This is a genomic window from Corynebacterium tardum (genome assembly GCF_046717785.1).
GTDB lineage: Bacteria > Actinomycetota > Actinomycetes > Mycobacteriales > Mycobacteriaceae > Corynebacterium.
Window position 1 is genome coordinate 1776784 of the sequence record NZ_CP177104.1, and the last position, 23181, is coordinate 1799964.

The 23181-nt window shown below is 63.2% G+C and carries 22 protein-coding genes; 11 read left to right on the top strand and 11 right to left on the bottom strand.

Annotated elements, in window-relative coordinates:
- Nucleotides 1-34: 34 nt before the first annotated feature.
- The gene (locus ACLI1P_RS08545) at nt 35-1138 is read right to left on the bottom strand and encodes a histidinol-phosphate transaminase (RefSeq protein WP_411708560.1); all 1104 of its coding nucleotides are present in this window, start codon (nt 1136-1138) and stop codon (nt 35-37) included.
- Nucleotides 1139-1141: 3 nt separating this feature from the next.
- A complete protein-coding gene (gene hisD, locus ACLI1P_RS08550) occupies nt 1142-2485 on the bottom strand; it encodes a histidinol dehydrogenase (protein WP_411708561.1) in 1344 nt (447 codons plus the stop codon).
- Nucleotides 2486-2671: 186 nt separating this feature from the next.
- Between hisD and ACLI1P_RS08555 the strand changes: the two genes are divergently transcribed.
- Nucleotides 2672-3640 (top strand): YbjN domain-containing protein, encoded by a 969-nt coding sequence (locus ACLI1P_RS08555; RefSeq protein ID WP_411708562.1) that lies wholly within the window; start codon nt 2672-2674, stop codon nt 3638-3640.
- Nucleotides 3641-3675: 35 nt separating this feature from the next.
- Here the strand turns inward: ACLI1P_RS08555 and ACLI1P_RS08560 are convergent, their stop codons facing one another.
- The 4 genes from ACLI1P_RS08560 to ACLI1P_RS08575 are packed head-to-tail and all read right to left on the bottom strand — an operon-like array spanning nt 3676 to nt 6840.
- On the bottom strand, nt 3676-3915 hold the full coding sequence (locus tag ACLI1P_RS08560; RefSeq protein WP_408931204.1) for a hypothetical protein: 240 nt from the start codon (nt 3913-3915) through the stop codon (nt 3676-3678).
- A 45-nt stretch (nt 3916-3960) separates the two neighbouring features.
- Entirely contained in the window at nt 3961-5502 is a 1542-nt protein-coding gene (locus tag ACLI1P_RS08565; RefSeq protein WP_408931203.1) for a molybdopterin-dependent oxidoreductase, read from the bottom strand.
- Nucleotides 5503-5553: 51 nt separating this feature from the next.
- Complete coding sequence (locus ACLI1P_RS08570) at nt 5554-6057, bottom strand: hypothetical protein (protein ID WP_411708563.1); 504 nt, start codon at nt 6055-6057, stop codon at nt 5554-5556.
- Nucleotides 6058-6090: 33 nt separating this feature from the next.
- Entirely contained in the window at nt 6091-6840 is a 750-nt protein-coding gene (locus tag ACLI1P_RS08575) for a hypothetical protein (protein ID WP_408931201.1), read from the bottom strand.
- 217 nt (nt 6841-7057) lie between these two features.
- Between ACLI1P_RS08575 and ACLI1P_RS08580 the strand changes: the two genes are divergently transcribed.
- The 8 genes from ACLI1P_RS08580 to ACLI1P_RS08615 all read left to right on the top strand — a co-directional run bounded on the left by ACLI1P_RS08580 (nt 7058) and on the right by ACLI1P_RS08615 (nt 16088).
- Nucleotides 7058-7606: a TetR family transcriptional regulator gene (locus ACLI1P_RS08580; RefSeq protein ID WP_411708564.1), complete on the top strand. Its 549-nt coding sequence runs from the start codon at nt 7058-7060 to the stop codon at nt 7604-7606.
- 38 nt (nt 7607-7644) lie between these two features.
- Entirely contained in the window at nt 7645-9837 is a 2193-nt protein-coding gene (gene glgX / locus ACLI1P_RS08585) for a glycogen debranching protein GlgX (RefSeq protein ID WP_411708565.1), read from the top strand.
- Between the two features lie 55 nt (nt 9838-9892).
- Complete coding sequence (locus ACLI1P_RS08590; RefSeq protein WP_411708566.1) at nt 9893-11302, top strand: exonuclease domain-containing protein; 1410 nt, start codon at nt 9893-9895, stop codon at nt 11300-11302.
- A 280-nt stretch (nt 11303-11582) separates the two neighbouring features.
- Complete coding sequence (locus tag ACLI1P_RS08595; RefSeq protein ID WP_411708567.1) at nt 11583-12041, top strand: hypothetical protein; 459 nt, start codon at nt 11583-11585, stop codon at nt 12039-12041.
- Nucleotides 12042-12133: 92 nt separating this feature from the next.
- Entirely contained in the window at nt 12134-13138 is a 1005-nt protein-coding gene (locus ACLI1P_RS08600) for a GTP pyrophosphokinase family protein (RefSeq protein ID WP_411708568.1), read from the top strand.
- A 464-nt stretch (nt 13139-13602) separates the two neighbouring features.
- Complete coding sequence (locus ACLI1P_RS08605; RefSeq protein WP_411708569.1) at nt 13603-14307, top strand: ATP-binding cassette domain-containing protein; 705 nt, start codon at nt 13603-13605, stop codon at nt 14305-14307.
- A gap of 19 nt (nt 14308-14326) precedes the next feature.
- Nucleotides 14327-14953: a hypothetical protein gene (locus ACLI1P_RS08610; protein ID WP_411708570.1), complete on the top strand. Its 627-nt coding sequence runs from the start codon at nt 14327-14329 to the stop codon at nt 14951-14953.
- A gap of 157 nt (nt 14954-15110) precedes the next feature.
- Nucleotides 15111-16088, top strand: coding sequence for a hypothetical protein (locus ACLI1P_RS08615; RefSeq protein WP_411708571.1), 978 nt, complete (start codon nt 15111-15113; stop codon nt 16086-16088).
- Nucleotides 16089-16123: 35 nt separating this feature from the next.
- On the opposite strand, the gene ACLI1P_RS08620 is transcribed toward ACLI1P_RS08615, so the two are convergent.
- The 4 genes from ACLI1P_RS08620 to ilvA all read right to left on the bottom strand — a co-directional run bounded on the left by ACLI1P_RS08620 (nt 16124) and on the right by ilvA (nt 18758).
- Complete coding sequence (locus ACLI1P_RS08620) at nt 16124-16510, bottom strand: RNA-binding S4 domain-containing protein (protein WP_411708572.1); 387 nt, start codon at nt 16508-16510, stop codon at nt 16124-16126.
- Nucleotides 16511-16518: 8 nt separating this feature from the next.
- On the bottom strand, nt 16519-16755 hold the full coding sequence (locus ACLI1P_RS08625; RefSeq protein WP_296131276.1) for a hypothetical protein: 237 nt from the start codon (nt 16753-16755) through the stop codon (nt 16519-16521).
- A 75-nt stretch (nt 16756-16830) separates the two neighbouring features.
- Nucleotides 16831-17475 (bottom strand): YigZ family protein, encoded by a 645-nt coding sequence (locus ACLI1P_RS08630; RefSeq protein WP_411708573.1) that lies wholly within the window; start codon nt 17473-17475, stop codon nt 16831-16833.
- Nucleotides 17475-18758, bottom strand: coding sequence for a threonine ammonia-lyase IlvA (ilvA, locus tag ACLI1P_RS08635; RefSeq protein ID WP_408930701.1), 1284 nt, complete (start codon nt 18756-18758; stop codon nt 17475-17477). Before ilvA ends, ACLI1P_RS08630 begins: the two co-directional genes overlap by 1 nt.
- Before the next feature lie 237 nt (nt 18759-18995).
- On the opposite strand from ilvA, the gene ACLI1P_RS08640 reads away from it, so the two are divergent.
- Nucleotides 18996-20939, top strand: a complete 1944-nt coding sequence (locus tag ACLI1P_RS08640) for a choice-of-anchor I family protein (RefSeq protein ID WP_411708574.1) — start codon at nt 18996-18998, stop codon at nt 20937-20939.
- A gap of 88 nt (nt 20940-21027) precedes the next feature.
- Nucleotides 21028-21810 carry a hypothetical protein gene (locus ACLI1P_RS08645; protein ID WP_411708575.1) on the top strand — a complete coding sequence of 261 codons (783 nt, stop codon included), beginning with the start codon at nt 21028-21030 and terminating at the stop codon, nt 21808-21810.
- A 96-nt stretch (nt 21811-21906) separates the two neighbouring features.
- On the opposite strand, the gene ACLI1P_RS08650 is transcribed toward ACLI1P_RS08645, so the two are convergent.
- On the bottom strand, nt 21907-23103 hold the full coding sequence (locus ACLI1P_RS08650) for a cobalamin-independent methionine synthase II family protein (RefSeq protein WP_411708576.1): 1197 nt from the start codon (nt 23101-23103) through the stop codon (nt 21907-21909).
- Between the last annotated feature and the right edge of the window lie 78 nt (nt 23104-23181).

Here is a 23181-nt window from a genome sequence, read left to right on the forward strand (position 1 = left end):
ATGTGCGGCACGCACGCGCGAAGTCGCTGCTTCGCTAGTGCACCATGTCTACTGTATCCGCTAGCGCCTGCGCCGCAGAAAGGAAGGCATCGTTTTCTTCCGGCAGCCCAACCGTGGCGCGCAACAGGCCCGGCACCCCGTTGTCTCGGATCAAAACGTCGCGGTCCAGGAACTGCTGCCACACCACGTGCGGGTCAGCAAAGCGGCCAAAGCACACGAAGTTCGACTCGCTAGGCACCACGTAATACCCCAGCTCACGCAGGCGTTCCACCACGCGGTCCCGCTCGACGGAGAGCTTCGCCACGGTGCGCAGGGTATCCTCCTTGTGCTCGAGCGCCACGATGGCGGCGGCTTGGGTGAGCACCGAGAGGTGATACGGCAGGCGCACCAGCATGACGGCCTCTACGAACGCCGGGTCCGCCACGAAGTAGCCCAGGCGCGCGCCGGCGAAGTCGAAGGCCTTCGACATCGTGCGGGATACCACCAGCTGTGTGGGGTACTTCTCCAGCAGCGTGGTGGCGGACGGGGAGGCGGAAAATTCCATGTAGGCCTCGTCCACGATGACGATGCCCGGCGCGGCTTGAACTATCTTTTCCACCAGCTCCAGCGGGGTAACGTCCCCTGTGGGGTTGTTCGGCGTGGTGATGAAAATGACGTCCGGGCGGTGCTCTGCCACGGCAGCCAGCGCGGCGCCTTCATCGATGCGGAAGTCCGCATCGCGCGGGCAGGAGAGGAATTCGGTCTGCGTTCCGGCGCTGAGAATGGGGTGCATGGAATAGCTCGGCGTAAACCCCAGCGCCGTGCGCCCCGGGCCGCCGAAGGCCTGGAGCAGCTGCTGGAGCACCTCGTTTGAGCCGTTGGCTGCCCACACGTTGTCCGCGGTGACCGGCACTCCGGTCTGGTCCGTCACGTAGCTGGCAAGGGCGGTGCGCAGTGCCACGGCGTCGCGCTCCGGGTAGCGGTTAAGCTCACACGCGTGCTTCTCCACAGCCTTGACGAGGTCCGCCACCAGCGCCTCCGTCGGCGGGTAGGGATTTTCGTTGGTGTTGAGCTGGTTGGTCACGGTGAGCTGGGGCGCGCCGTAGGCGCTGCGCCCGCGCAGCTCCTCCCGCAGCGGCAGTTGATTCAGGTCAGTCACGGACTATGCCTCCTTGGTTGAACGAGCGCCGGTGAAGCGGGCCGCGATGGCCTCGCCGTGCGCGGGCAGCGCCTCAGCCTTGGCGAACGCAATGACGTGGTCCGCCACCTCCCCCAGCGCGGCGCGGTCGTACTCAATGATGTTGACTGGGCGCAGGAACGTGTGGGTGGATAGCCCCGCGCTAAACCGCGCGGTCCCAGAGGTCGGCAGCACGTGGTTCGAGCCGGCTGTGTAGTCCCCGAGCGGGACCGGCGAGTAGTCACCGACGAAGATGGCCCCAGCATGGCGGATGCGCTCGGCCACCGCGCGGGCATCGACGGTGTGCACCTCGAGGTGCTCGGCGGCGTAGGCGTCCGCCACGGCGATGGCGGCATCGATATCGTCGACAAGCACGATGCCCGATTGCTCCCCGCGCAGCGCCTCCGCGGCCCGTTCAGCGTTGGCGGTGGCGGTGTAGCGCTGCTCCACTTCGGCGTCGACCGCCTGCGCCAACTGCGGCGAGGCCGTGATGAGCACCGAGGCCGCCATTGGATCGTGCTCCGCCTGGGAAATCAGGTCCAAGGCCACGAATACGGGGTCCGCGGAGTCGTCCGCAATGACGGCAATCTCCGTCGGCCCGGCCTCGGCGTCCGTGCCCACTGCGCCGCGCACTGCGCGCTTGGCGGCAGCCACGAAGACGTTTCCCGGCCCGGTGATCATGTCTACCGGGTCCAGTGCCTCCTCCCCGGTGGCCGGCGTATCGTCGCCGTAGGCCAGCAGCGCAATGGCCTGCGCCCCACCGACGGCCCACACTTCATCGACGCCTAGGATGTGACAGGTGGCCAAGACCGTCGGGTGCGGCAGTCCCCCGAATTCCTTCTGCGGGGGCGACGCCACCACCATCGCTTCCGCGCCCGCCTCCTGGGCGGGTACGGCGTTCATGATGACCGAGGATGGGTAGACCGCCTTGCCGCCGGGCACGTAGAGGCCTACGCGCTCAATGGGGCGAAAGACCTCGGTCACCGTGGCGCCCGGGGCCAGCGAGGTGGTGTGCGCGGCCGGCTTTTGATCCGCATGCACCGCGCGCACCCGAGCAATGGATTCCTCAATGGCCGTGCGCACCGTGGGATCGAGCTCTGCGGCGGCTTTTTCCATTTCCTTAGAGCTCACGCGCACCGCTGCAGGGCGCACTCCGTCAAAGCGCTGTCCGTAGTCCAGCGCCGCCGCCACCCCGCCGGTGCGCACTTCCTCAACCAGCGGGGTCACGGTCCCCATCACGGAGGCGACGTCGGTGCCGCCGCGCGGCAGCACGCGCCGCAAGCGGGACGTGCTGAGGGTCTGCCCCCGCAGGTCAATGGTCTGTAGCATGCTGTAGGCCCCTTCGGTTCGAGTCTTCCACACTATTTCTTCACACTGTGTATATTATGCGCGATATCCTATAACAATCATTACCATATCCGCGCCAAAAAGCCAGCGAAGCCCACGGTACAGGCTATAGAATGGGCAATTACTGATACATTCACGCACCATCGGACGGTGTAGAGAGGCGGCGAGATGTATAACGACGCCGACGGCCAGCACACCCCGCAGCATCCCGCTCTGCTCCACCGCGTGGAGCAGCTAGCCCTCCGTGAGGACTTCGACTGCCTCCGGGTTACCGATCAGGAACTGGTCCTTCCCCACCCGCCGCTCGGGGAAACGCGCATCCGGATAGACAGCGAAGGTGACTCCATTCTGCGGCTGTGCACCACGCACTACCGCGCCCTGGGTTTCGGGGAAATTCCGGAGCTCAGTGAGTTTGTCAACGACTGGAACCACGATTGCCTCTCGCCCCAGCTCGTGCTCGATTACGACCACCCCACCGCGGTGAAGGTGTGGGGCCATTCCTTCTTCGTGGTGCATAACGAGCCGGATACCGCGCAGCTTGCCGCGGCAACCCTGCCGGCGCTCTACAACGCGGAGGCGTACCTAGAGGAGCTCGCCGCGCACTTCCCTGGGCTGCGCCACCAGCGCCCCGCCCCGTTGCCCGGCAGCCTCGACGAACCGGAAGACACGGCATCCGGCAGCACCGCAAAGGCCGAGGAGGCCGAGGATCCGGTGCGCGAGGTCAGCATTTCCCGCCTCAAGGAGATGCTCCCCTCCCTGGGAATCAGCCGCTTTCAGGCAGAGTCCGAGGACGCCATCTTCGCCTGGATCAACGACGTCCTGTTCGCCTTCGCCCTCGATTCTGGGCCCAGCCTCATCATCAAGGGCCACTGGGACCCCAACCTGGAGGGCAGCGACTTCTCCAAGATCTTTCTCATCTGTAACGACTGGAACCGCGCCAATAGCTCGGCCTCGGCGTACTGCCACTCCAACGTGGACGGGCTCCAAGTCCGCGTGGACTACGTGGTAATGACGGGCGCCGGACTTTCGGACGCCCAACTGGTCTCCGCCCTCGGGCGCGGCCTCAAGCACATCCTCCACGGCATCGACGACATCTCCCACGATGCCGTCGGCTCCTCCCCCGTCGCGTGGCCCTGAGCTCCCTCCCTCCAGCTCAGGCCTGAGCCTAAGCCTTAGGCCACGATACGATAGTCACCGGCCTTCGCCAGTGCCTCATTCATCACGTCCACCGAGGGCTCGACGTCCGCCTTGTGCTTGACCACCAGTTGCGCGTGTTCCGCATCGGTGATTTCAAACGTGGCCTGGCCCAGACCGTGGGAAGCGAAGATGTCATACAGGGACTGCAGTGCCTTGCGCACGTCATCGTCATCCTTGACGCCGCTGACCTGAAAGTAGCTAGAAACAATCGACATGGCGGTTAGTGTACTCGGCTTCCCCTACGGTCTAGCAGCTGCCTATTAGATGCGCCCGTTGAAGGTCTGCAGGGCAGAATCCTCACGGGTTCCTCCGCGGCCGTCGCCGTAGTCGGCGTAGTCATGAATCCACGCGATCTTGGACACCCACTTCACCGCCTTGTAGCCGTGGTTGGACTCCACACGCGCGCGCACCGGCGCGCCGAGGTGCACCTCGAGTGGCTTACCGTTGCGGTTAATCGCCAGGATGGATTGCTCCTCCGAGGCAGTAGCCACGTCGAAGCACGCGTAGAACGGCTCACGCGGGCGGTTATCGTACATCTTCTGGGCCAAGCCATAGGACTCGATCATCACGTAGTTCGCACCTTCGGGGCGCGGGCCGAGGAGCCCAAGGACGTCGACAAGCGCCGGCCCCTCCCACCGCGACGTGGCCGACCAACCCTGCATGCAGGTATGGGTGGCCACGTAAGAACGCTGCGGCAGTGCCTTGAGATCCTCCAGGGTGACCACGCGGGAGGCACCCGTCACCTCATCCGCCACAGTGATTTCGTAGCCCTCGAAGTTCTTGTCATGGAACGCGGTCCACTCCGGGGATTCCTCCGGGGTCGGCGGCAGGCCGTTGGTCCAGTGGAACTGAGAAATGTCCTTGTCCGTGTAGGCGTTTTTGGACTGCTTCACCGGGTGCATCCAGTTGAGGAAGAGCTTGCGTCCAACCTCCGTGATAGCCGTGGTAAGCCGCTGCGCACGCACACGGTCCGCCAGGGACCAGTAGGACAGGCCAATCCAGAAGGCAATGACGACGCCGATGGTGATCACCATCGTGGTAAAGGCCTGGGCGTAGCGCTCCGGGGTGACATCACCAAAGACCATGTGCACCATGTTGTGCTCGCGGTGCACGAAGAACACCAAGAAGACGTGGATGATGATGAACACGCACATGAACACCATGCCGATAAAGTGCAGGGACCGCGCTCCCTGGTGACCGCCCCACAGCTTGACGTACCACGGGAAGCGAACACGCACGGCAGGAGCCATCGCCACACCGGTGAGCATCATGAACGGCGCGAGGAAGAAGATCACGCCGAAGTACGCCAGCTGCTGCAGCGAGTCATAGGGGTCGAAGTGCTCCAGCGCCGGGGTCCGGAAGCTGAGGTAGGTCAGCAGGCTGTCCCACGCCTCCGGGATGATGTCCCAGGACGTCGGCACAATGCGCTGCCACAGGCCCGTGGCGAAGAGCAGCGTGACGTAGACCAAGCCGTTGAGGACCCACAGCATCACGGAAACGCCGTGCCAGTGGCGGCCCAGGCCGATGTTTTCGCGGCCCGGGAGCGTCAGCAGTGGCGAGGCGGACAGCTCATCCATGAGCGAGGTGTACACACCCTCTTCTTTCGGCAGCTCACGCTTGGTGAACTTGAGCCATTCCTTGCCGGGCGCACAATCGTTGCTCCACCACAGGCGCGGCATGGAGCTGAGCATTTCCCAACCGGAGCGCAGCAGCAGGCCCATGAGGATGAAGTTGATGAGGTGGCTGGCGCGCAGCCACAAGGGGTAATCGGGGTTTTCGCCGAGGGCGAGGACGAGGTCCATATCAGGGGTCTCCTCTCGGAACGATACGAGAGATTTAATCCCTATATTTCCTTATTTATTCGCCCCCGTCCAGCTTTTCATTGACGAAAACTCCGGGACGTCCACGAACACTGCGGCCCAGTAGCTGAACATAGCCATAAACGGCGCCACCAGCCACGCAATGCGGGGAGCAAACTTGGGCACAAACTCCACGACGTCCCCCGGGTGCTCCGGCGGGCTGGTGGCGGTGACCCCGCCAAAAACGTAGAACGCCGCAGCCCCTGCCACGCAGGCCACGCCCACCCAGAGGAGTACCCCCACGCCGCGGTAGGCAACACCTCGCAGGTAGGCCACCGCCCCTAGCACCATGCCCAGCACGCCCGTGCACACGGCAAAGGTAATGAAGGAATCGAACTGCACGTTGGCCACGGTGTCCACGGCGTAGCCGCCGTCCACCCGGCGCCCGGTAATGGCTGGGCGCCACAGGCCCCACAGCGCACCGGCGGCCGAAAACAGGAGCAGCGCTAACGCGAGCAACCCCGCGCCAAAGCCGATGGCGCGGGGTATGCGGGGCAATCTCAGATGAGACACAAAGAGAAACCGGAGGTACTAGCCGCAGAAGGTCCAGTTTCCGTTCTCGCGCTTGAAGCGCATGGTGGAGCTGTCAACGCCCTTGTTGGTGTTGACGTTCACGGTAGCGGAAGCGTCATCACCGTTGACCACCACGTCATTGATGGACTCCACGCCGGTCTGATCCCAGTTGAAGTCCTCCATCCCGGCGTCACCCTGGCCGGAAGCGGCAACCATGTCACGCAGCTGGTTGATCGGGATATCCGGAACCTGGTTGTAGTCAATGTTGTTCAGGCCGCTCTCCGGGTTGTTGCGGACCTCGGCGCAGGCGTGATCCGGGAGGTACTTGATGAACTGGCGCATCGTGGTCGTGTCATACAGACCGCGGACGAGGTTGTTGATGCCGTCGACGTCTTCCTGGCTTGCGGCCTCACCCTGGACCGGCTCCGCCTTCGGCATGTCCTTGAACGGGTCACCGCCGTTCTCGAACGGGTTGGTCACGCTCTCCGGGGCTGCGCCCTCAGCCTGGGGCTGCTCGCCCTCCTGCTGCGGCTCCTTGTCCTCGCCGTCCTTGTTCTCCTCGGACTTGTCCTTGTCTTCGTCCTTCTTGTCCTCGGATTTGGACGGGGCGGAAGTCCCTTCGCTAGCCTTCGTAGTCGTCATGGTCTTCACGGCGGAGGAAGCATCAGAAACCGTGTCCTCACCGTCAGAGTTGCAGGCGGTCAGAGCCAGAGGCGCGACCAGCGCAACAGCAACGAGGGACTTCTTGGCAGGTGTCAGAAAAGACAAGGGATAACTCCTAAAATTCATGTCAGAGAGCGCGAAATTACGCCGCCATTTCCCCGCAACGCCTGTGAAACTCTCACCGGTTTCAGTCGTGCGAAGGCAGCGAATACTCTTGGGCACTTCGACCTACTTTAACAAGCACTGGTTGAGGAATGCATAGCGGGGACCTTGAAGATTCCTGTGAACCCCAGCTGCGGTAGGCCGCGTACAGTACAACATTGTGCACCTTTCCCGCGACACTATAGTTTCCACGGCGCTCGACTTGTTGACGGCCTACGGGCTGGCCGATGTGACCATGCGCCGCGTCGCCACCACCCTCGGCGTCGCCCCCGGCGCGTTGTATTGGCACGTGGCCAACAAGCAGGCCCTCATCGCCGCTATGGCCGCGCAGATTCTTTCGCCCGTCGCCGGAGACACCCCCGCTCAGTTGGCCAGTTCCCTCCACACGGAGCTGGCGCGCTGGCGCGATGGGGCCGAGGTGGCCATCGCCGGTTCCGCCTACCCGGAAGCAACCACCCGCGCGGAACTCGAGGACCTGTTTACCGCGGCCCTGCGCCGATCTGTGCCTGATGCCACGCCGGACAGCATCGGCGTGGCCGCCCGTACTCTCATTCATTACGTTTTGGGCGCCGCCTTCATGGAGCAGTCGCGCGCGCAGCTCAGCACTGCAGCGCAGGCAGACGCCGCGCCCTCCACCGCCGCGTCGGAGGTCGACGCTGCCGCGCGGCGCGCTGCGGAACTCGTGGTGGCGGGGTTGCGCACCCTGTAGGCCGATGCGGCTGACTAGATTTGGCTAAGCTAAGCCTCATGACTGAGACCCGCGCGAACGTATCCTATTCTCGCCAGGTGTGGCCTGGTTCCGCCTCCCCACTTGGCTCCACCTTCGATGGTGCCGGCACGAACTTTGCAATTTTTTCCGAGGCGGCCGACAAGGTCGAGCTCTGCCTCATTGACCAAGACGGCACCGAGGAGCGCGTCGAGCTCACCGAGGTCACCGCCCACGTGTGGCACGCCTACCTGCCAAACGTCACCCCGGGCCAGCGCTACGGCTACCGCGTCCACGGCCCGTACGAGCCCGAAAAAGGCCTGCGCTGCGATCCGTCCAAGCTACTCGTGGACCCGTACGCGCGTGCCTTCGACGGCGACTTTGACGGCGATGCTTCCCTGTACTCCTACGATATCTTCGCCGATGAGCCCGGCACCGGGCGCAATGAGGATGACTCGCTGGGCCACACCATGCTCTCTGTGGTCATCAACCCCTTCTTCGAGTGGCACGGCGACAACCGCCCGCACACCCCGGTCAATGAAACCATCATCTACGAAGCCCACGTCAAGGGCATGACGATGACCCACCCCGATGTCCCGGAGGAGCTGCGCGGCACCTACGCCGGCATGGCGCATCCGGCCATCATTAACTACTTCAAGGACCTCGGGGTTACCGCCGTGGAGCTGCTGCCGGTCCACCAGTTCCTCCAAGATGACCGCTTGCGCCAGCTGGGCCTGCGCAACTACTGGGGCTACAACACCTTCGGTTTCTTCGCCCCCAACTCCGACTATGCCTACGCCAAGAAACCGGGTGAGGCGGTGGCGGAGTTCAAGGCCATGGTGCGCGCTTTCCACGAAGCCGGCATTGAGATCATCCTCGACGTGGTCTACAACCACACCGCCGAAGGCAACCACATGGGCCCCACCATCGCCTTCCGTGGCATTGATAATCACGCCTACTACCGCTTGGTGGATGACAACCCCGAGCACTACATGGACTACACCGGCACAGGCAACTCCCTCAACGTTCGCCACCCCCACTCGCTGCAGCTCATCATGGATTCGCTGCGCTACTGGGTGACTGAGATGCGCGTCGATGGCTTCCGCTTCGATCTGGCCTCTACCCTGGCGCGCGAGCTTGACGACGTGGATAAGCTGGCCACCTTCTTCGACTTGGTCCAGCAGGATCCGGTGGTGTCCAAGGTCAAGCTCATCGCGGAACCCTGGGACGTGGGCCACAACGGCTACCAAGTGGGCAACTTCCCACCGATCTGGAGCGAATGGAACGGCAAGTACCGCGACACCGTGCGCGACTTCTGGCGCGGGGAGCCGGCAAAGATGGGCGAGTTCGCCTCCCGCCTGACCGGCTCATCCGATCTCTACGCCAACAATGGCCGCCGCCCCACCGCGTCCATCAACTTCATTACGGCGCATGATGGTTTCACGCTACGGGATTTGGTGTCCTACAACGACAAACACAACGAGGCCAACGGCGAGGACAACCGCGATGGCGAATCCCACAACCGCTCGTGGAACCACGGCGTGGAGGGCCCGACCGACGACGAAGAGATCAAGAAGCTCCGCCGCCGCCAGATCCGCAACTTCCTCACCACCCTGCTGCTGTCCCAGGGCACGCCGATGATCTGCCACGGCGACGAGATGGGCCGCACCCAAAACGGCAACAACAACGTCTACTGCCAGGACAATGAGCTCTCCTGGATCGATTGGTCGTTGCTGGAGGAAGAGAAGAGCGCCGCCATGCACGGCTTCACCAAGCGCCTCATCAACATCCGCCGCAACCACCCGGTTTTCCGCCGTGAGCGCTTCCTGGCCGGCGGCCCGTTCGGCTCCGATGTCAAGGAGCGTGACATCGCGTGGCTGGTTCCCTCGGGCAAACTCATGACCCCGGAGGACTGGGATTTCGAGTTCGGCAAGGCCCTCATGGTCTACCTCAACGGCAATGCCATTACGGAGACCACCGCCCGCGGTGAGCGCATCACCGACGATTCCTTCATCATGATCTTCAACGCCCACCATGAGGACATCGAGTTCACCCTCCCCACGAAGGACCTCGGAGCGAGCTGGCGCCTTATCGTCGATACGGCCGATTCCGGCGGCTACCCGGAGGAAGAGAAACTCATTGACGCCGAAGGTACGATCGTGGTTCAGCCGCGCTCGACGCTGATTCTGCGCCAGACCGAGCCGCCTGTCTTCGAAGACTCGGCTGAAAACTAGCGCCCACGGCTAGTGTCCTGACTAGCCGCCCACCCCTCCCTCTAGAAAGGATTCCGTGTCCTACACTGCCCACGGTGTCGTCGTCGACGTCACCGCCGATTCCCTGCTTCTCCGCCGCTCCCTCCTTGCGGCCTCCTTGGGCGCTGCCGCCCACGAGGATATTCCCCTCGCCGGCGCGCGCGAGGTGGACTACACGGCGCCGACGGCAACTGGCTTTGGTCAGGTAGTGGTGCATGGGGAGCAGGAGGTCACGCTTCGCTTTGCCCCGGGGCAGGATGCAAAGGGCTGTGCCGATGCCATCGCAGCGGCCCTGCGCGGTGAGGCGCCTGCAGCACGCGCCGGTGTCTCTGGGCTCGACTTCACCGCCGTCGACGTGGAGACTGCCAACGACAACTGGGGTTCTGTCTGCCAGATCGGTGCGGTGCGCTTCCGCGACGGCGAGGAGACTCAGGCCCGCACGTGGCTGTGCACTCCCCCGCCGGGCCTAGAGCACTTCGACGAGATCAACGTGAAGATTCACGGCATCACCGCTGACGATGTGGCCGATGCCTCGCCGTTTGCCGATGCCGCCGCGGAGCTTTTCGAGTTCTTGGGAAGCGACGTGCTCGTGGCCCACAACGCGCAATTCGATTCCACCGCGCTGCGCTCCGGTCTGCGCACGGCCGGGGCCCCTGTCCCGGACGTGCGTCTGGCCTGTTCGCTGGCGCTCGCGCGCGATGCCTCCCGGGCCGGGGTTATCGATGTGGCCAACCACAAGCTCCCCACCGTCGCCGCCTACGTTGGCGCAGACGATTTCCAACACCACGACGCCACGGCCGACGCCCGTGCGGCCGGCGAAATTGTCACCGGCCTGGCCCGCCGATTGTCCTATTCCGGTTCCGTAGAAGAGCTCTTTGCCTCCCGCGAGTTCGCCCTCGGCACGCTGAGCGAAGAGTCCGTCATCCCCGTGCTGCGAGCCAACACCGCCCCACTGTCCGCCGCCGACCTCGGTGCCGGAACGGATTTTCGGGACAAGACCCGCATGGCGGGCGCGTCCGCGTCTGGCTCAACCACATCTGCCGGACCGGGCTCCAGCAAGGGCGGCTCCACCGGCGGTACGAAGTCAGGTGGCAACGACCGCCGGGGACCAGCCCCGTGGCAATCAGTCTCCACACCTGACACCATCCCGGATCCCAACCCCGATGCCGATCCGGAAGGCGCGCTGTATGGCCAACACGTCACCTTGACCGGTGATTTCGAGCCCTTTGACAAGGGGCTGCTGTGGTCCAAGATCGCAGAACGCGGCGGCCAGGTGGGCAAGAACGTGACGAAGAAGACCACCATCCTCGTCGTGGGCCAGTGGGCGACTAAGACCTCCAAGGAAAAGCGCGCCGAAGAGCTGCAAGGCAAAGGCCAGGACATTGATATCTGGCCGTCGGAGAAGCTGCTCGCAGAACTCCAGCTCGACGAGGCTCCGCCCTTCTAAACCTAGCGTTCAAGCCGCCAAGGAAACTTTTCCAGGGGGCGGGAACCGCAAGGCCAGCTGCGCAGTCCAATAAGGGTACGAATCTCTTTTAGTTCCACTCTTTTGGAGTCCTGCCATGACCGTTGCCGTATCCGCCCCACTGTCCACCTCACCGCTCCAGACGGAGAACCTCCTCCCTTCGCTGTGCCCCAGCGAGGAGCTGAACGGGGTAAAGCTCTGCGACGATGGGTTTTCTGACTCACCCGCTAGCATCCAGCTATCACGCACATTGTCCATGGCCATGCTCCGTAGCAGCGGCTCCACTGTCACAAGAATTAGCCGCCGCAGCCTCGATGACATGGGACTCACAGTGCGCCGCGCCTGGGATGCCGCGGCGATTAACCTGCAACGCCGGGCGCTTACGGACCAGGGGCTGCGCTTCTTTACTCGCCCCGCCGATCACAGCCTCCAGAACGCACCGGGTTGTCTCGAGGTCCGCGCCCACCGCAGCCTGGCATCGTCGTGGTTAGCGCACCCGCAGACCTTTACGCTGCTGGACAACCACCTACTCCGAATTACACACGGCCAGCAGATTACTTATCTGGTCCCAGATGCACACACGCTCTATGCCTTGGTCGATGTGTCCGTGCAGCAGGCCACGGAACTCGCGTGCCGTGCGAACGAACTGCGCCCACGGCATCGGCCCACACTGAGCCTGCAACCGCTAGTATTGGCTAACGGCTTTCCCGTGGAGGTATAGCCCTCTTCGCTCCTCCTCGGCCGCCGTCACTGCTACTGCCACTGTCACTGGCACTGTCATTTCCGCTGCCGAAAGGAGTCGTGTTCGCGCCCATGGCTGAGTCCCCCATGTCACGCCTGAGCAATCAATACCACTCCTGGGTTCGCACGCACCCGACGGCGGCGCAAGACTTCCGCGACGGAATCGAGGACCTACTCAACGACGCCGGCATTATTTTCGACCGCGTGGCCACCCGCGTGAAGCAGTGGCCTTCGCTCAAGGCCAAGGCAAAGAAGCGCACCGCCAGCGGCGAGCTCATGTACCCCGCCCCCTGGGAGGACATTCATGATGTCCTCGGCGTGCGCATCAACGTCTTCCACTCCACGGTCATCCCGGAAACCATTGCCGTACTGGGTGAAACCTTCACGGTCGTACGCTCGGTGGACAAGGCGGCGGAAACCCGCATTTCGGGCGGATTCGGCTACGGTTCCCACCATCTGGTCCTCACGGTCACGGAAGACAGCGCCGCGGCGTTGGAAGAGCTGGCGCCGTACGTCGGCTGGACCTTCGAGGTACAAATCCGCACCGTCCTCCAGCACGCCTGGGCGGAGTTTGAGCACGATATTCGCTACAAGCAAGGCCCCAATCCGCCCTCCCCGCAGGTGGATCGCCTTTTCACACTGGCCGCGGGTCTCATTGAGCTAGCGGATCAGCAGTTCGATGAGATCGCGGCACTCAAAGCGCCCCGCGCGGAGACCGACGAGGATATTGAGCTCACTGCGGAGACTCTGCCGGGCGTACTGGCCATCATTCTGGGAAACCGCTTCCCACGCTCGCGCTCGGAGCACTACCGCTTCCTTTCTGAGCTGCTAGAAAGCAACGGCATTACCCGCTTGAGCCAGCTCAAACAACTCCTGGATAATGATGACATCGCCCACGTGCACGACGCGATGCGCTACCGCTTCCGTCCCGGCCAGGTCAGGCTTATCGACGACTTGTTGCTCAACAAGTTCGGCCCCCGGCACATCGACGCCACGTCTGAGGCGGGTGACCGCAAAGACCGCAAGCGCCGCTTGAACGCACGCCTCAAGGCGCTACGTCGCTTTTCCGAAGAATAACCCGGCACATTAATGAGATCCTTTACCATTATGAGTTATAGTAGAAGGGCCTTATACATATAGAAGGGTCTCCCCCTTGCTACCCACCTTCAGACGGGATCCATCAATGAAGAAGAGACTAGCTGTTTTATTGACGTCTCCGCTCATACTGTCTTCGGTGGCAATGTTCGGGCCCAGTGCCGCACAAGCTGCCCCTTCTGATTGCCACTATGAGGTAAACGGAAAGAGCGTTATCGGAAGCTGCAGCCAAGGGAGTGGAGACTTCCGCATTCGCCTCGACTGTAATAACTGGCCTGATCAGACTTCCGCGTGGACCCAAGCCGGCCGCCAGGCAGTCGCAACGTGCGGCATCGAGCACCACAGAGGGGTAACGTTCGAAGTTCGCTAACCCCGCCACAGTTCGTACACGTTGCACGCGCATCAAAATTTCACGCTCTAATTGTCATTAACGTTTGAGGTAGCCTGTGCTGTCACTAAATCACGTTTCCGTTTCCTACAAGAAAAAGAAGGTAGTAAGCGATGCCAGTTTTGATGTCACTGACGGTGTCCACGCCCTCCTAGGTCCCAACGGAGCGGGCAAGTCCTCCATTCTCAAAGCCATTGTCGGGTTGGTCCCCACGGCTGGAGGCACGATTGAGCTTGACGGGATTGCTGACCCGCGGCATCGGAAGTTCCACGTGGGCTATCTCCCACAGGACAATCTTCCTACAAGCTCTTTTACGGTAGCTGAGTTCCTCTCCTATATGGCGTGGCTCAACAAGATTTCGCGTGACACCGCCGGCGCCGAGGTCAAGAAAGCCCTCGCGTTGACGCATCTTGAGAACTACTCCACCGAGAAGATCCGTAACCTTTCCGGAGGTACCCGGCGGCGAGTAGGTATTTCCGCTGCCCTGCTAGGTAGCCCGCGTCTCCTCGTACTCGATGAGCCTTCCGTGGGGCTCGACATTATTCAGCGACAAGAACTGTGCACTGCCATTTCTTCGATCGCAGCGACAACTCCGGTACTGCTCACCACGCATATTGTCGACGATGTAGCGAGTGTAGCCACAGATGTGACCATTCTTTCCTACGGATCTGTGACCTTCACCGGTTCACTCTCCGAGCTCACACCGGGTGACAACTCCGCCGAAGCCATCGCGTCCGCCTATACGGCGCACGCGGCTAAATAAGCGGAATAATGGTGGCACAATGACGACAGGAGCATCCCCCAACAAGCTCGTCCCGCACTATGGATGGCTGCTGTGGGCACGTTTCCAGAGCCTACCCATCGCAGTTACCGCAGCAGTGTGCACGGCACTGATTGCCAAGGCAGTATTGACAGTTATCAGCCGCCCTGGGGCTACTATTGAGGATGGACATCTGTTCATCGCCATCGCCGCGAGCACATGCCTCACCATCGCAATGAAGAGCGAATCGTCAATGGAACGCACGCGTGCCCGCTCCCTCATAGCACGGCGGTCCATACTCCTCCTAGTCTTTGCCGCGGTCATAGCAGCCATCAGCGTAATGTGCTTCGGCTTCAACATCGCCCCATATGCCGGGCCGGCCTGTGCGCGCGACTGCGTCTTCCTCCTCGGATGCGCCTGCATAGTTTCACGTATACTGCCAAGCCTGTACCTCTGGACGGTCCCTCTGCTGATGGGTTGCATATTCTTGTTCTTTTCACCGTCCTATCCTCTTCCCACGACGGAAACCCTCTGGCTGCCGCTCAAATCACCTGGACTTTTGTTCACACAAGAGGGCGCCTTCGACGGCAGTTGGTTCATCGCTGCAGGTGCCGCCGCGCTAGGGATGCCGAGTTTTCTCTTGCGCTAATTTCCCGCCACTCCGACACACCTCGCTGTGCGGCACTTCTCACACTATCGATTGGAGCTCAATGCCAACTCGGACCACCCACCTTTTACCTGACTCCGCCACGCCGCCCGCCGCGTACTGGCCAAGAGGTGTTCTCCGCATCCAGGGACTAGTCCTATTGAGCCTCATCACCGGATTGTTCCTGGCAACATTTGCATGGACCTCCGTGGGCGATTGGGGCGGGAGTGTGTACATGCTCCTCGATACGGCAGCCTCCGCCACCCCGTTTATGATGGCGTGGTTGGCAGGCGTTGGTGTCATCATCGGCCAGTGGCGGTGGAGAAGTGGAAGCGCACAATGGGACTACTTTAGCCCACGCGGCAAGGCAGTACCGATAGCGTTAGGCGCTGTGGGCGGAGCGTTTCTATCTCTTGTAGGAATGACCGTCTACCTCGCTGCAACGGTACCGCTGGCACTATATGGCGGCCTACACGATGGCCTGGACAGCGCCACCATCCTGGCCGACGTGCGCGACAGCATTCCTCTTATGCTCGCGCTTACGGCACGCTTCTGCACGGTGTCCTGTACAGCGGCGCTAGTCGGCGGGTGCATCCGCTACAAATTTTTTGCCGCGCTGGCAGCCGTCATGGTCTTCGTTGCGACCATCATCGCTGCCTTCAACATCGATCTCATAGGCGAACACGAGCGCCTGGATTCAGCCAGCATCGCAGACTTGAAGTGCACGGCGACCGCTCCCACGGTATGCGGGCTCCCCACCAACCAGGCTTATTTTGCAGCCGCGCAGGAATCGCTCACCCACTATATGGAGAGCTCACCCTACAGTGATGTACTGCCGGACAAGGTACTCGTCACCGATTCGTCCTTTCGTGACGTCCCAGAACAGCTCCGCAGCGACTTTCCCATCGCTCTGCAGCTCATGCGCCAGCGTTCCCTCATCGCTCCGCACAATCTCGCTGATGAGGAAACCGTGTCCCAGGACATCTCGCTCTCCCTAGCGCATGCCTGCGCTGCTCCCCTATCCGACGCCTCCACCCGCGTTCAGGAAATCCTGAACGGAACCCCGGACACTCAGAGCGAAAGAGACGCCAACGCCGCTGAGTTAAAGGCCCTCCTCTCCTGCATCAATAACCGCTAAATCCCCGCATGACACGGTGCAGGGGCCGGCGATCCCTAACGGAAACCGCCGCGGAACTTATCCATCTGCCGGCGTTCCTTCTTCGTGGGGCGGCCGGTGCCCCGGGCGCGGACGGGGACGGAGGGGAGGAACTCCTTCGGCAGTGGCGGCGGGGCGTGGTCGATATAGCACGTGCGCGCAATAGGGGCACCCACGCGCTTAGATACGGTAGCGAGCACCTCAAGGTCATGTTCGTGGTGGTTGCGCCAGACGCGGACACGGTCGCCGGGGACCACCTGCTGGGCAGGCTTGGTAGCGCTGCCGTTGAGCTTAACGTGCCCGGCGCGCACTGCGGTGGCGGCCTCCGAGCGGGTCTTGAACATGCGCACGGACCATACCCAGGCATCGATGCGTACTGGGCGCCCGTCAGGCTGGTTGACCATGGGGCTTTTTAAAGGTTGTGGTTCTCGTTGACGATCTTCTGGATCTTTACCCAGTTGTAGACGCCGCCGACCACGGCGACGACGAGGCCAATGGCCATCCAGGTCCAGAAACCAGTCAGTGCCCAGCCCAACAGAATGCCACCACCGATGCCGCCCACCACGGCAATGGCGCCGTTACGGGCGTGGGTGCGCACCGCCTGCTTGCGCTGCTCAATTGGATTATTGGGGCGTCGCTGCATAGTCATGCCGTCAATCCTACAAGCAAACCGGAAAGCACTCCGGCAAGGCCTCAGTGCCGAGTGCGGAAGACTCGCTGAGGGCTAGCGCGTGAGTTCTACCCAGGCAGTCCCGGCTTCCTGTGGGGCGACCTTGCCCTGGGTGAGCGCGGCCAGCGTGGCGGTGAGTTCCTCCTCGCCTCCGGGTTCTACTGAGACGGTAAAAGTCACGGCCTGGCCATAAGCGGTCTCCACCATGTCGACGCCGCGGTTGCGCAGCTCCGCTTCGAGCCGGCCGGCCTCCGCGTGGGAGACCTCCACGGTGTAGAGCTCGCGCAAGGCACGCGTGACGGGCTCAACCTGCTCCATCGTCTCGCTCACGGCGCCGCCATAAGCGTGAACGAGCCCGCCCGCGCCCAATTTGATACCGCCGAAGTAGCGCACCACCACCGCGCAGATATCCAGCAGCCCGGAGCCTTTGAGCACATCAAGCATCGGTTTACCGGCGGTGCCGGAGGGCTCGCCATCATCGGAGGAGCGCTCCACCGGATTCGCCGCATCAACGTGATAGATGTACGCCGAACAGTGATGGCGCGCGTCGGGGAAGCGCTCCCGGGCGGCGTCGATAAGCGCGCGTGCTTCTTCCTCATTCGTCGCGCGCCCGATGAGGGTAATGAAGCGGGAGCGCTTGATCTCAATCTCGTGCTCGTAGAGCTCGCCGGCTACTGGGCGCTGATAACTCTCCAGCATTACGCGACCAGGAAGTCGTACTCGGGCGTGCCGGGCTGCAGCTGCTGGCAGTGAATCTTTGATTCCTCCATGCGCGCGAGCAGGCCCGCGATGTCCCCGGCGGTGCCCAGCTCAATGCCCACCAGTGCCGCGCCTGTCTCCCGGTTGTTGCGCTTGAGATATTCGAACAGCGTGATGTCATCGTCCGGGCCCAGAATGTCCTGCAGGAAGTGGCGCAGCTGTCCCGGCTCCTGGGGGAAATTCACCAGGAAGTAGTGCTTTAGGCCGCGGTGCACCAGGGAGCGCTCCATGATTTCGGCGTAGCGCAGCACGTCGTTGTTGCCGCCGGAAATCACGCATACCACGGTCGAGCCCGGCTGCAGGCTAAGCGTGCGCAGGCCGGTGACGCTGAGCGCGCCGGCCGGCTCCGCGATAATCCCCTCGTTTTGATACAGGGCCAGCTGCTCCGTGCACACCGCGCCCTCGGACACCGTGTCCCAGTGAAGGCGGCCCTGGTTGGCCTCAAGGATGTGGTAAGGCAGCGCGCCGATGCGCTTGACGGCGGCGCCATCAACGAAGGGATCGACGGTCTCCAGCGTCACCGGCTCGCCGGCGGTAAACGCAGCGCTTAACGACGCCGCCCCGGCCGGCTCAATCCCCACCACCGCCGTGCGCGGGGCCATGTCCGCCAGGTAGGACGTGATGCCGGAGATGAGCCCGCCGCCGCCGACGGGCACCACGACGGTGTCGAGGGCCTTGCCCAGAGAGGACAGCTGGGAGACGATTTCTGCGGCGACGGTGCCCTGGCCGGTGACGGTATCGCGGGCGTCGAAGGGCTCGATGAAGAACGCGCCGCGCGCTGCGGCGTCGGCGTGTGCGGCCGCGGCGGCCTCGTCAAAATTGGCGCCGGTGACAACGAGTTCCACCCAGTCCCCGCCGTGGATAAGGATGCGGTCGCGCTTCTGTTTGGGCGTGGGCTCCGGGACGAAGATTTTGCCCTGGATTCCCATGGTCCGGCACGCGTAGGCCACGCCCTGGGCGTGGTTTCCTGCCGACGCCGTGACGATTCCCTGCGCGCGCTGCTCGTCACCAAGGTTGGACATGCCGTAGAGGGCGCCTCGGATCTTGTAGGAGCGCACGTCCTGCAGGTCCTCCCGCTTGAGGTAGACCTCGTAGCCGGTCTCCTGGGACAGGCGCGGGCAGTATTGCAGCGGGGTCGGGGCAATCTCCGAGCTAATGCGCGATTGAGCCAGCTGAATGTCAGAGGCGTGGACGGGCTCGAAGGCTTCCAGGGTGCTACTCATGGTGGCTCATTCTAGCCGGTGGGTCAGCCCGCAGCGCACATTACCTAGTGCTCGACCGGTTAACCCGATGTTTACCCAAATCTTCACTGCGCGTTACTTCTTTGCCCACGCTTCGTGTGCTCGTCACCGTAGTGTGGTTCGTGCTGCTCTCCGCCCCTTCGGCGGGGAGCTCTCTCACCGTCCGTTTTCTCACTCCACAGATTCCACCCGGAACGTATCTCACAAGGAGCCTAAAGCATGTCTCGCTCTTTCCCCCGCCGCGCTCTTACCCTGTGCGTGGCTACCGCCACCAGCCTGAGCCTGGCCGCCCCCGCCGCACACGCGGCGATTGTCAGTGACGTCCACGAGCACTCCGCTGCCGACGCGTCCGTGAAGCTCTCCCCCATCGGCACCTACGAGTCCGGTGTGTACGAGGAGTCCGCCGCCGAGATCGTCGCGTTCCACCCGGCCTCCCAGCGCATCCTCACCGTCAACGCCCGCTCCGGCAAGATCGACGTCCTCGATGCCGCCGATCCGACCAAGCCCACCCTCATCGGCTCCATCTCCGCCGGGGAGGACAAGGAGATCAACTCCGTCGCCGTGCGCCCGGATGGCCTGGCCGTGGCTGCCGTCCAGCAGGCAGACAAGACGGAGAACGGCGAGGCGCTGTTCTTTGACGCTGCTGCTGAGGACCTTGAGTCCTCCATCTTGGGCCGCATCACTGTCGGTGCCCTGCCGGATAACGTGCACATCACCGCCGATGGCGGCCACGCACTGCTGGCCAACGAAGGCGAGCCGTCCAACGAGCTCAACGCCGAGGGCACCGACTACGTCACGGACCCGGAGGGTTCCGTTTCCGTGATTGAGCTGCCGAAGGGTGTGGAGGCCCCCGCCGAGTCCGCCGCCCGCACCGCGGATTTCACGGCCTTCGACGGCCAGGAGCTGCCGGCCGGCGTGCGCGTGTTTGGGCCGGAAGGCCACGACGCCAAGCCGTCCGTCGACTTCGAGCCGGAGTACATCTCCTCCCAGGACGGCACGGCCTACGTCACCCTGCAGGAGGCTAACGCCATCGGCATCATCGACATTGCCTCCGCCACCGTGGAGAAGATCGTCCCGGCTTTCGTCGCCGACCACAGCACCACACCGATCGATCCGTCCAACAAGGACGACATGGCCGAGCTGCGCACCGTGCCGGTGAAGGGCCTGTCCATGCCGGATTCCATCGGCGCCTTCACCGCGGGCGGCCAGATCTACTTCGCCACCGCAAACGAGGGCGATGCCCGCGAGTGGGGTGTGAAGGAAAAGGACGGCGGCTCCGGCGTCTACACCGATGAGGTGGAGCTCAAGGACCTCATTGAGGACGGCAAGGTGTGCGAGGGCGCGCTGGGTGATGCCAACCTGGAGGAGCTGGCTGATAAGAAGCAGGCCGGTAACCTCAAGCTGACCAACGCCTCCGGCTGGAACGAGGAGAAGGGCTGCTTCGACGAGCTGTATGCCTATGGTTCCCGCTCCTTCAGTATCTACGACTCTGAGGGCAACGTTGTCTTCGACTCCGGCTCCGAGTTCGAGGAGATCACCGCCGAGCTCAACGAGGCAGGCGTGTTCCACCACAACGCCAGCAACGATTCCGCTGAATTCGATGACCGCTCCGACAACAAGGGTCCGGAGCCGGAGGCGCTGACCATCGGCACCGTGGGCGAGCGCACCTACGCCTTCATCGGCGCGGAGCGCGTCGGCGGAATCTTTGTCTACGACGTCACCGACCCGCAGAACGCGAAGTTCGAGACCTACGTCAATAACCGCGACTTCTCCACCGACGAGTTCGCCGACGCCGGTGACCTCGGCCCGGAGGGCTTCGCATTCGTGGACAAGAAGGACTCCCCCAACGGCGAGTACCTCCTGCTCGTGGGCAACGAGGTCTCCGGCACCACCACCGTCTACACTGTCGAGGCCCTGCTGGCTTCCGACGAGGATGACGACGACAGCAGCAACAACGACGGCAACGACGGCAAGGCCAAGGGCGACGACGCTGCAAAGCTCGCCAGCTCCTACTCCTCCCGTGGCTTCCTGACGGGTTCCCTCATCAGCATCATCGCGGGCGTCGCCGTGGCTGCCGGTGTCATGACCAACCCGGCTATCCGTGACTTCGTCCTCGGTGCCGTGCCTGCGGAGCTGCGTGCACAGCTGGAGAAGTTCCTGTAAGCACACGCCCAGCCGGGCAGGCTGCTACATTGAAATGAGCTTCGACTAGCTCCCTACACCTGTCGTACCTTCAAGGAGAATTTCCGCTATGCGTCTTTCCACGTCCCTCGTTACGGTCTGTGCTACCAGCCTGGCATTGGTCACCCCGGTTGCCAGCGCCGCGGACACCACCCCGACGCCTGCCCCGGCAACCGCTGAGTCTGCCCCGGCGGCCGCCGACGGCGCTGCGGACAGCACGGCAGAGGCCGCCGCGGACAGCGCCGCTGACGCCGCGCAGGATTCTGGCCAGGAAGCTGACCAGGAGGCTGGGAAGACTGACTCGTCCGAGCCGGAGTCTTCCGGTGAGGGTTCTTCCACGAAGGAGTCGTCCTCTTCCTCGAGCAACGGCAGCAACGGCGGAAGCTCGCTCAACGTGGGCCACGTCAACACCTCTGAGCTCTCCCCGGAGTGCAAGGCACAGGTTGATCAGGCCCGCAAGGAACACGAGCAGGCTGTTGCCGATGGCACCGCGGGCTCGTCCTTCATGGGCCCGGAGGAGCTGGCTTTGGGCGTCCTTAACGGCTACGGCTCCTCCGGCATGCCGGCGGTTCCGGACTGCATTGATGCGGAGAAGGAAGCCAAGCTGCAGAAGGAATGGGACGAGATGCCAGAATGGGTTCAGTCCGCCCGCCCGACGGAGACGTCCAGGGAAATCGGCGCATGGATGGCCGGCATCGCCTCCCTGCTCGGTGTCAGCGTCAACGTGATGGCCCTGGCAGTCCAGTTCAACCCACAGTTCCGCAACCAGCTGGCCGCCACCCTGCGCTCGATGGGCTTCTACTGGGATAACTCCAAGAAGCACCAGGAAGAGGCAGCGAAGGCCGGCAAGTAGTCGTACCGCGCCTAGTCCTGGCGCAGCGACGCTGAAGGGCGCTGCGGAATTGTCCGCAGCGCCCTTCAGCTGTTTTTCTGACTAGAACAGGTCCTTCTAGAACAGTTCCGTGGTGGCGATTTCCGCACCCTCGACGAGGGACTGGAGCTTGGCCCACGCGATCTGGTGGTGCAGACGGCCGCCGAGGCCGCAGTCCGTGGAGGCGATAACGTTCTCCGGGCCCACCAGCTCCGCGAACTGGATGATGCGGTCAGCCACCAGGCGCGGGTGCTCCACCGCGTTGGTGGAGTGCGAGACCACGCCCGGGTAGATGACGGTGCCCTCCGGAAGCGTGTGGTCCTGCCACACGCGCCACTCGTGTGCGTGACGCGGGGAAGCCCCCTCGAAGGAGAAGCCGCCAACCTTGGCCTGCAGGATCTCCTCGATGATGTCCGCGAACGGAATGTCGGTGACGTGCGGGCCGTGCCAGGAGCCCCAGCAGATGTGCAGGCGGGTCTGCTCGCGCGGGATGTCCTTGATGGACTCGTTGAGGATCTCGATGCGCTCGTGCAGGAAGGCCTGAAAATCCTTCACCGTCGGCTCCGGGACCACCGAGTCCCACGCCTCCGCCAGGTCCGGAGCGTCGAACTGAACGGTCAGGCCTGCGTCCGTAATAGCCTTGTACTCCTCTTTGAGGGCCTCACCGCAGGCACGGACGAGCTCGGACTCATCGTCGTAGTACTTGTTGGGAAGGCGCGCGGCGGCGCCCGGGGACAGCGCGGCGACGAAGCCTTCTGCGCGGTCCGGGAGGGCGTCGGCAAGCAGCTTCACGTCCGCTGCCACCTGGTCCTGGCCGATGTAGGTCACCGGACCGGTGAACTCCGGGTTGGCCACCTTCTTGCGGCCGGTGAAGATGCCGGAATCCGGGTCGTTGTAGGCCTCGGAGAACAGGGCGCGGTCGCGGCGGTCCTTCATCGAAGACAGGCGAATCTTGCCCGGCTCCGAGCGAATCTTGTCACCGATCTCCCAGCGGTCCTTATCCGTCATGGTCAGCCCGCCCAGGCGGGTAAAGGAGTAGTTCCACCACGCGCCGTAGTCCACGGCGCCGGAGGTGATGTGGCCGTACTCGCCCTCGTTAATGATGTCGAGGCCGAGATCCAGCTGACGCTTGACCACGTCCGCCACGGAGCGCTCCAAAATGTCGTGGAACTTTTCCTCGGAGATGGTGCCGGCGGAGCGCTCGAGGTTGGCTTCCAGCAGCTCCTTCGTGCGCGGCAATGAGCCCACGTGGGTGGTGCGAATCTTGTTGACCATGGGAAATCAGGTTCCTTCCTTCTAGACTATGCTGTCTAGAATAGCGTAAGGGACCAGTCCCACGGGATTCCCCAGCAC

Coding starts and splice junctions, on each gene's coding strand:
- hisD (WP_411708561.1), bottom strand. CDS start 2,485: ATGCTACAGACCATTGACCTGCGGGGGCAGACCCTCAGCACGTCCCGC.
- ACLI1P_RS08555 (WP_411708562.1), top strand. CDS start 2,672: ATGTATAACGACGCCGACGGCCAGCACACCCCGCAGCATCCCGCTCTG.
- ACLI1P_RS08560 (WP_408931204.1), bottom strand. CDS start 3,915: ATGTCGATTGTTTCTAGCTACTTTCAGGTCAGCGGCGTCAAGGATGAC.
- ACLI1P_RS08565 (WP_408931203.1), bottom strand. CDS start 5,502: ATGGACCTCGTCCTCGCCCTCGGCGAAAACCCCGATTACCCCTTGTGG.
- glgX (WP_411708565.1), top strand. CDS start 7,645: ATGACTGAGACCCGCGCGAACGTATCCTATTCTCGCCAGGTGTGGCCT.
- ACLI1P_RS08595 (WP_411708567.1), top strand. CDS start 11,583: ATGCTCCGTAGCAGCGGCTCCACTGTCACAAGAATTAGCCGCCGCAGC.
- ACLI1P_RS08600 (WP_411708568.1), top strand. CDS start 12,134: ATGGCTGAGTCCCCCATGTCACGCCTGAGCAATCAATACCACTCCTGG.
- ACLI1P_RS08610 (WP_411708570.1), top strand. CDS start 14,327: ATGACGACAGGAGCATCCCCCAACAAGCTCGTCCCGCACTATGGATGG.
- ACLI1P_RS08620 (WP_411708572.1), bottom strand. CDS start 16,510: ATGGTCAACCAGCCTGACGGGCGCCCAGTACGCATCGATGCCTGGGTA.
- ACLI1P_RS08625 (WP_296131276.1), bottom strand. CDS start 16,755: ATGACTATGCAGCGACGCCCCAATAATCCAATTGAGCAGCGCAAGCAG.
- ACLI1P_RS08630 (WP_411708573.1), bottom strand. CDS start 17,475: ATGCTGGAGAGTTATCAGCGCCCAGTAGCCGGCGAGCTCTACGAGCAC.
- ilvA (WP_408930701.1), bottom strand. CDS start 18,758: ATGAGTAGCACCCTGGAAGCCTTCGAGCCCGTCCACGCCTCTGACATT.
- ACLI1P_RS08640 (WP_411708574.1), top strand. CDS start 18,996: ATGTCTCGCTCTTTCCCCCGCCGCGCTCTTACCCTGTGCGTGGCTACC.
- ACLI1P_RS08645 (WP_411708575.1), top strand. CDS start 21,028: ATGCGTCTTTCCACGTCCCTCGTTACGGTCTGTGCTACCAGCCTGGCA.
- ACLI1P_RS08650 (WP_411708576.1), bottom strand. CDS start 23,103: ATGGTCAACAAGATTCGCACCACCCACGTGGGCTCATTGCCGCGCACG.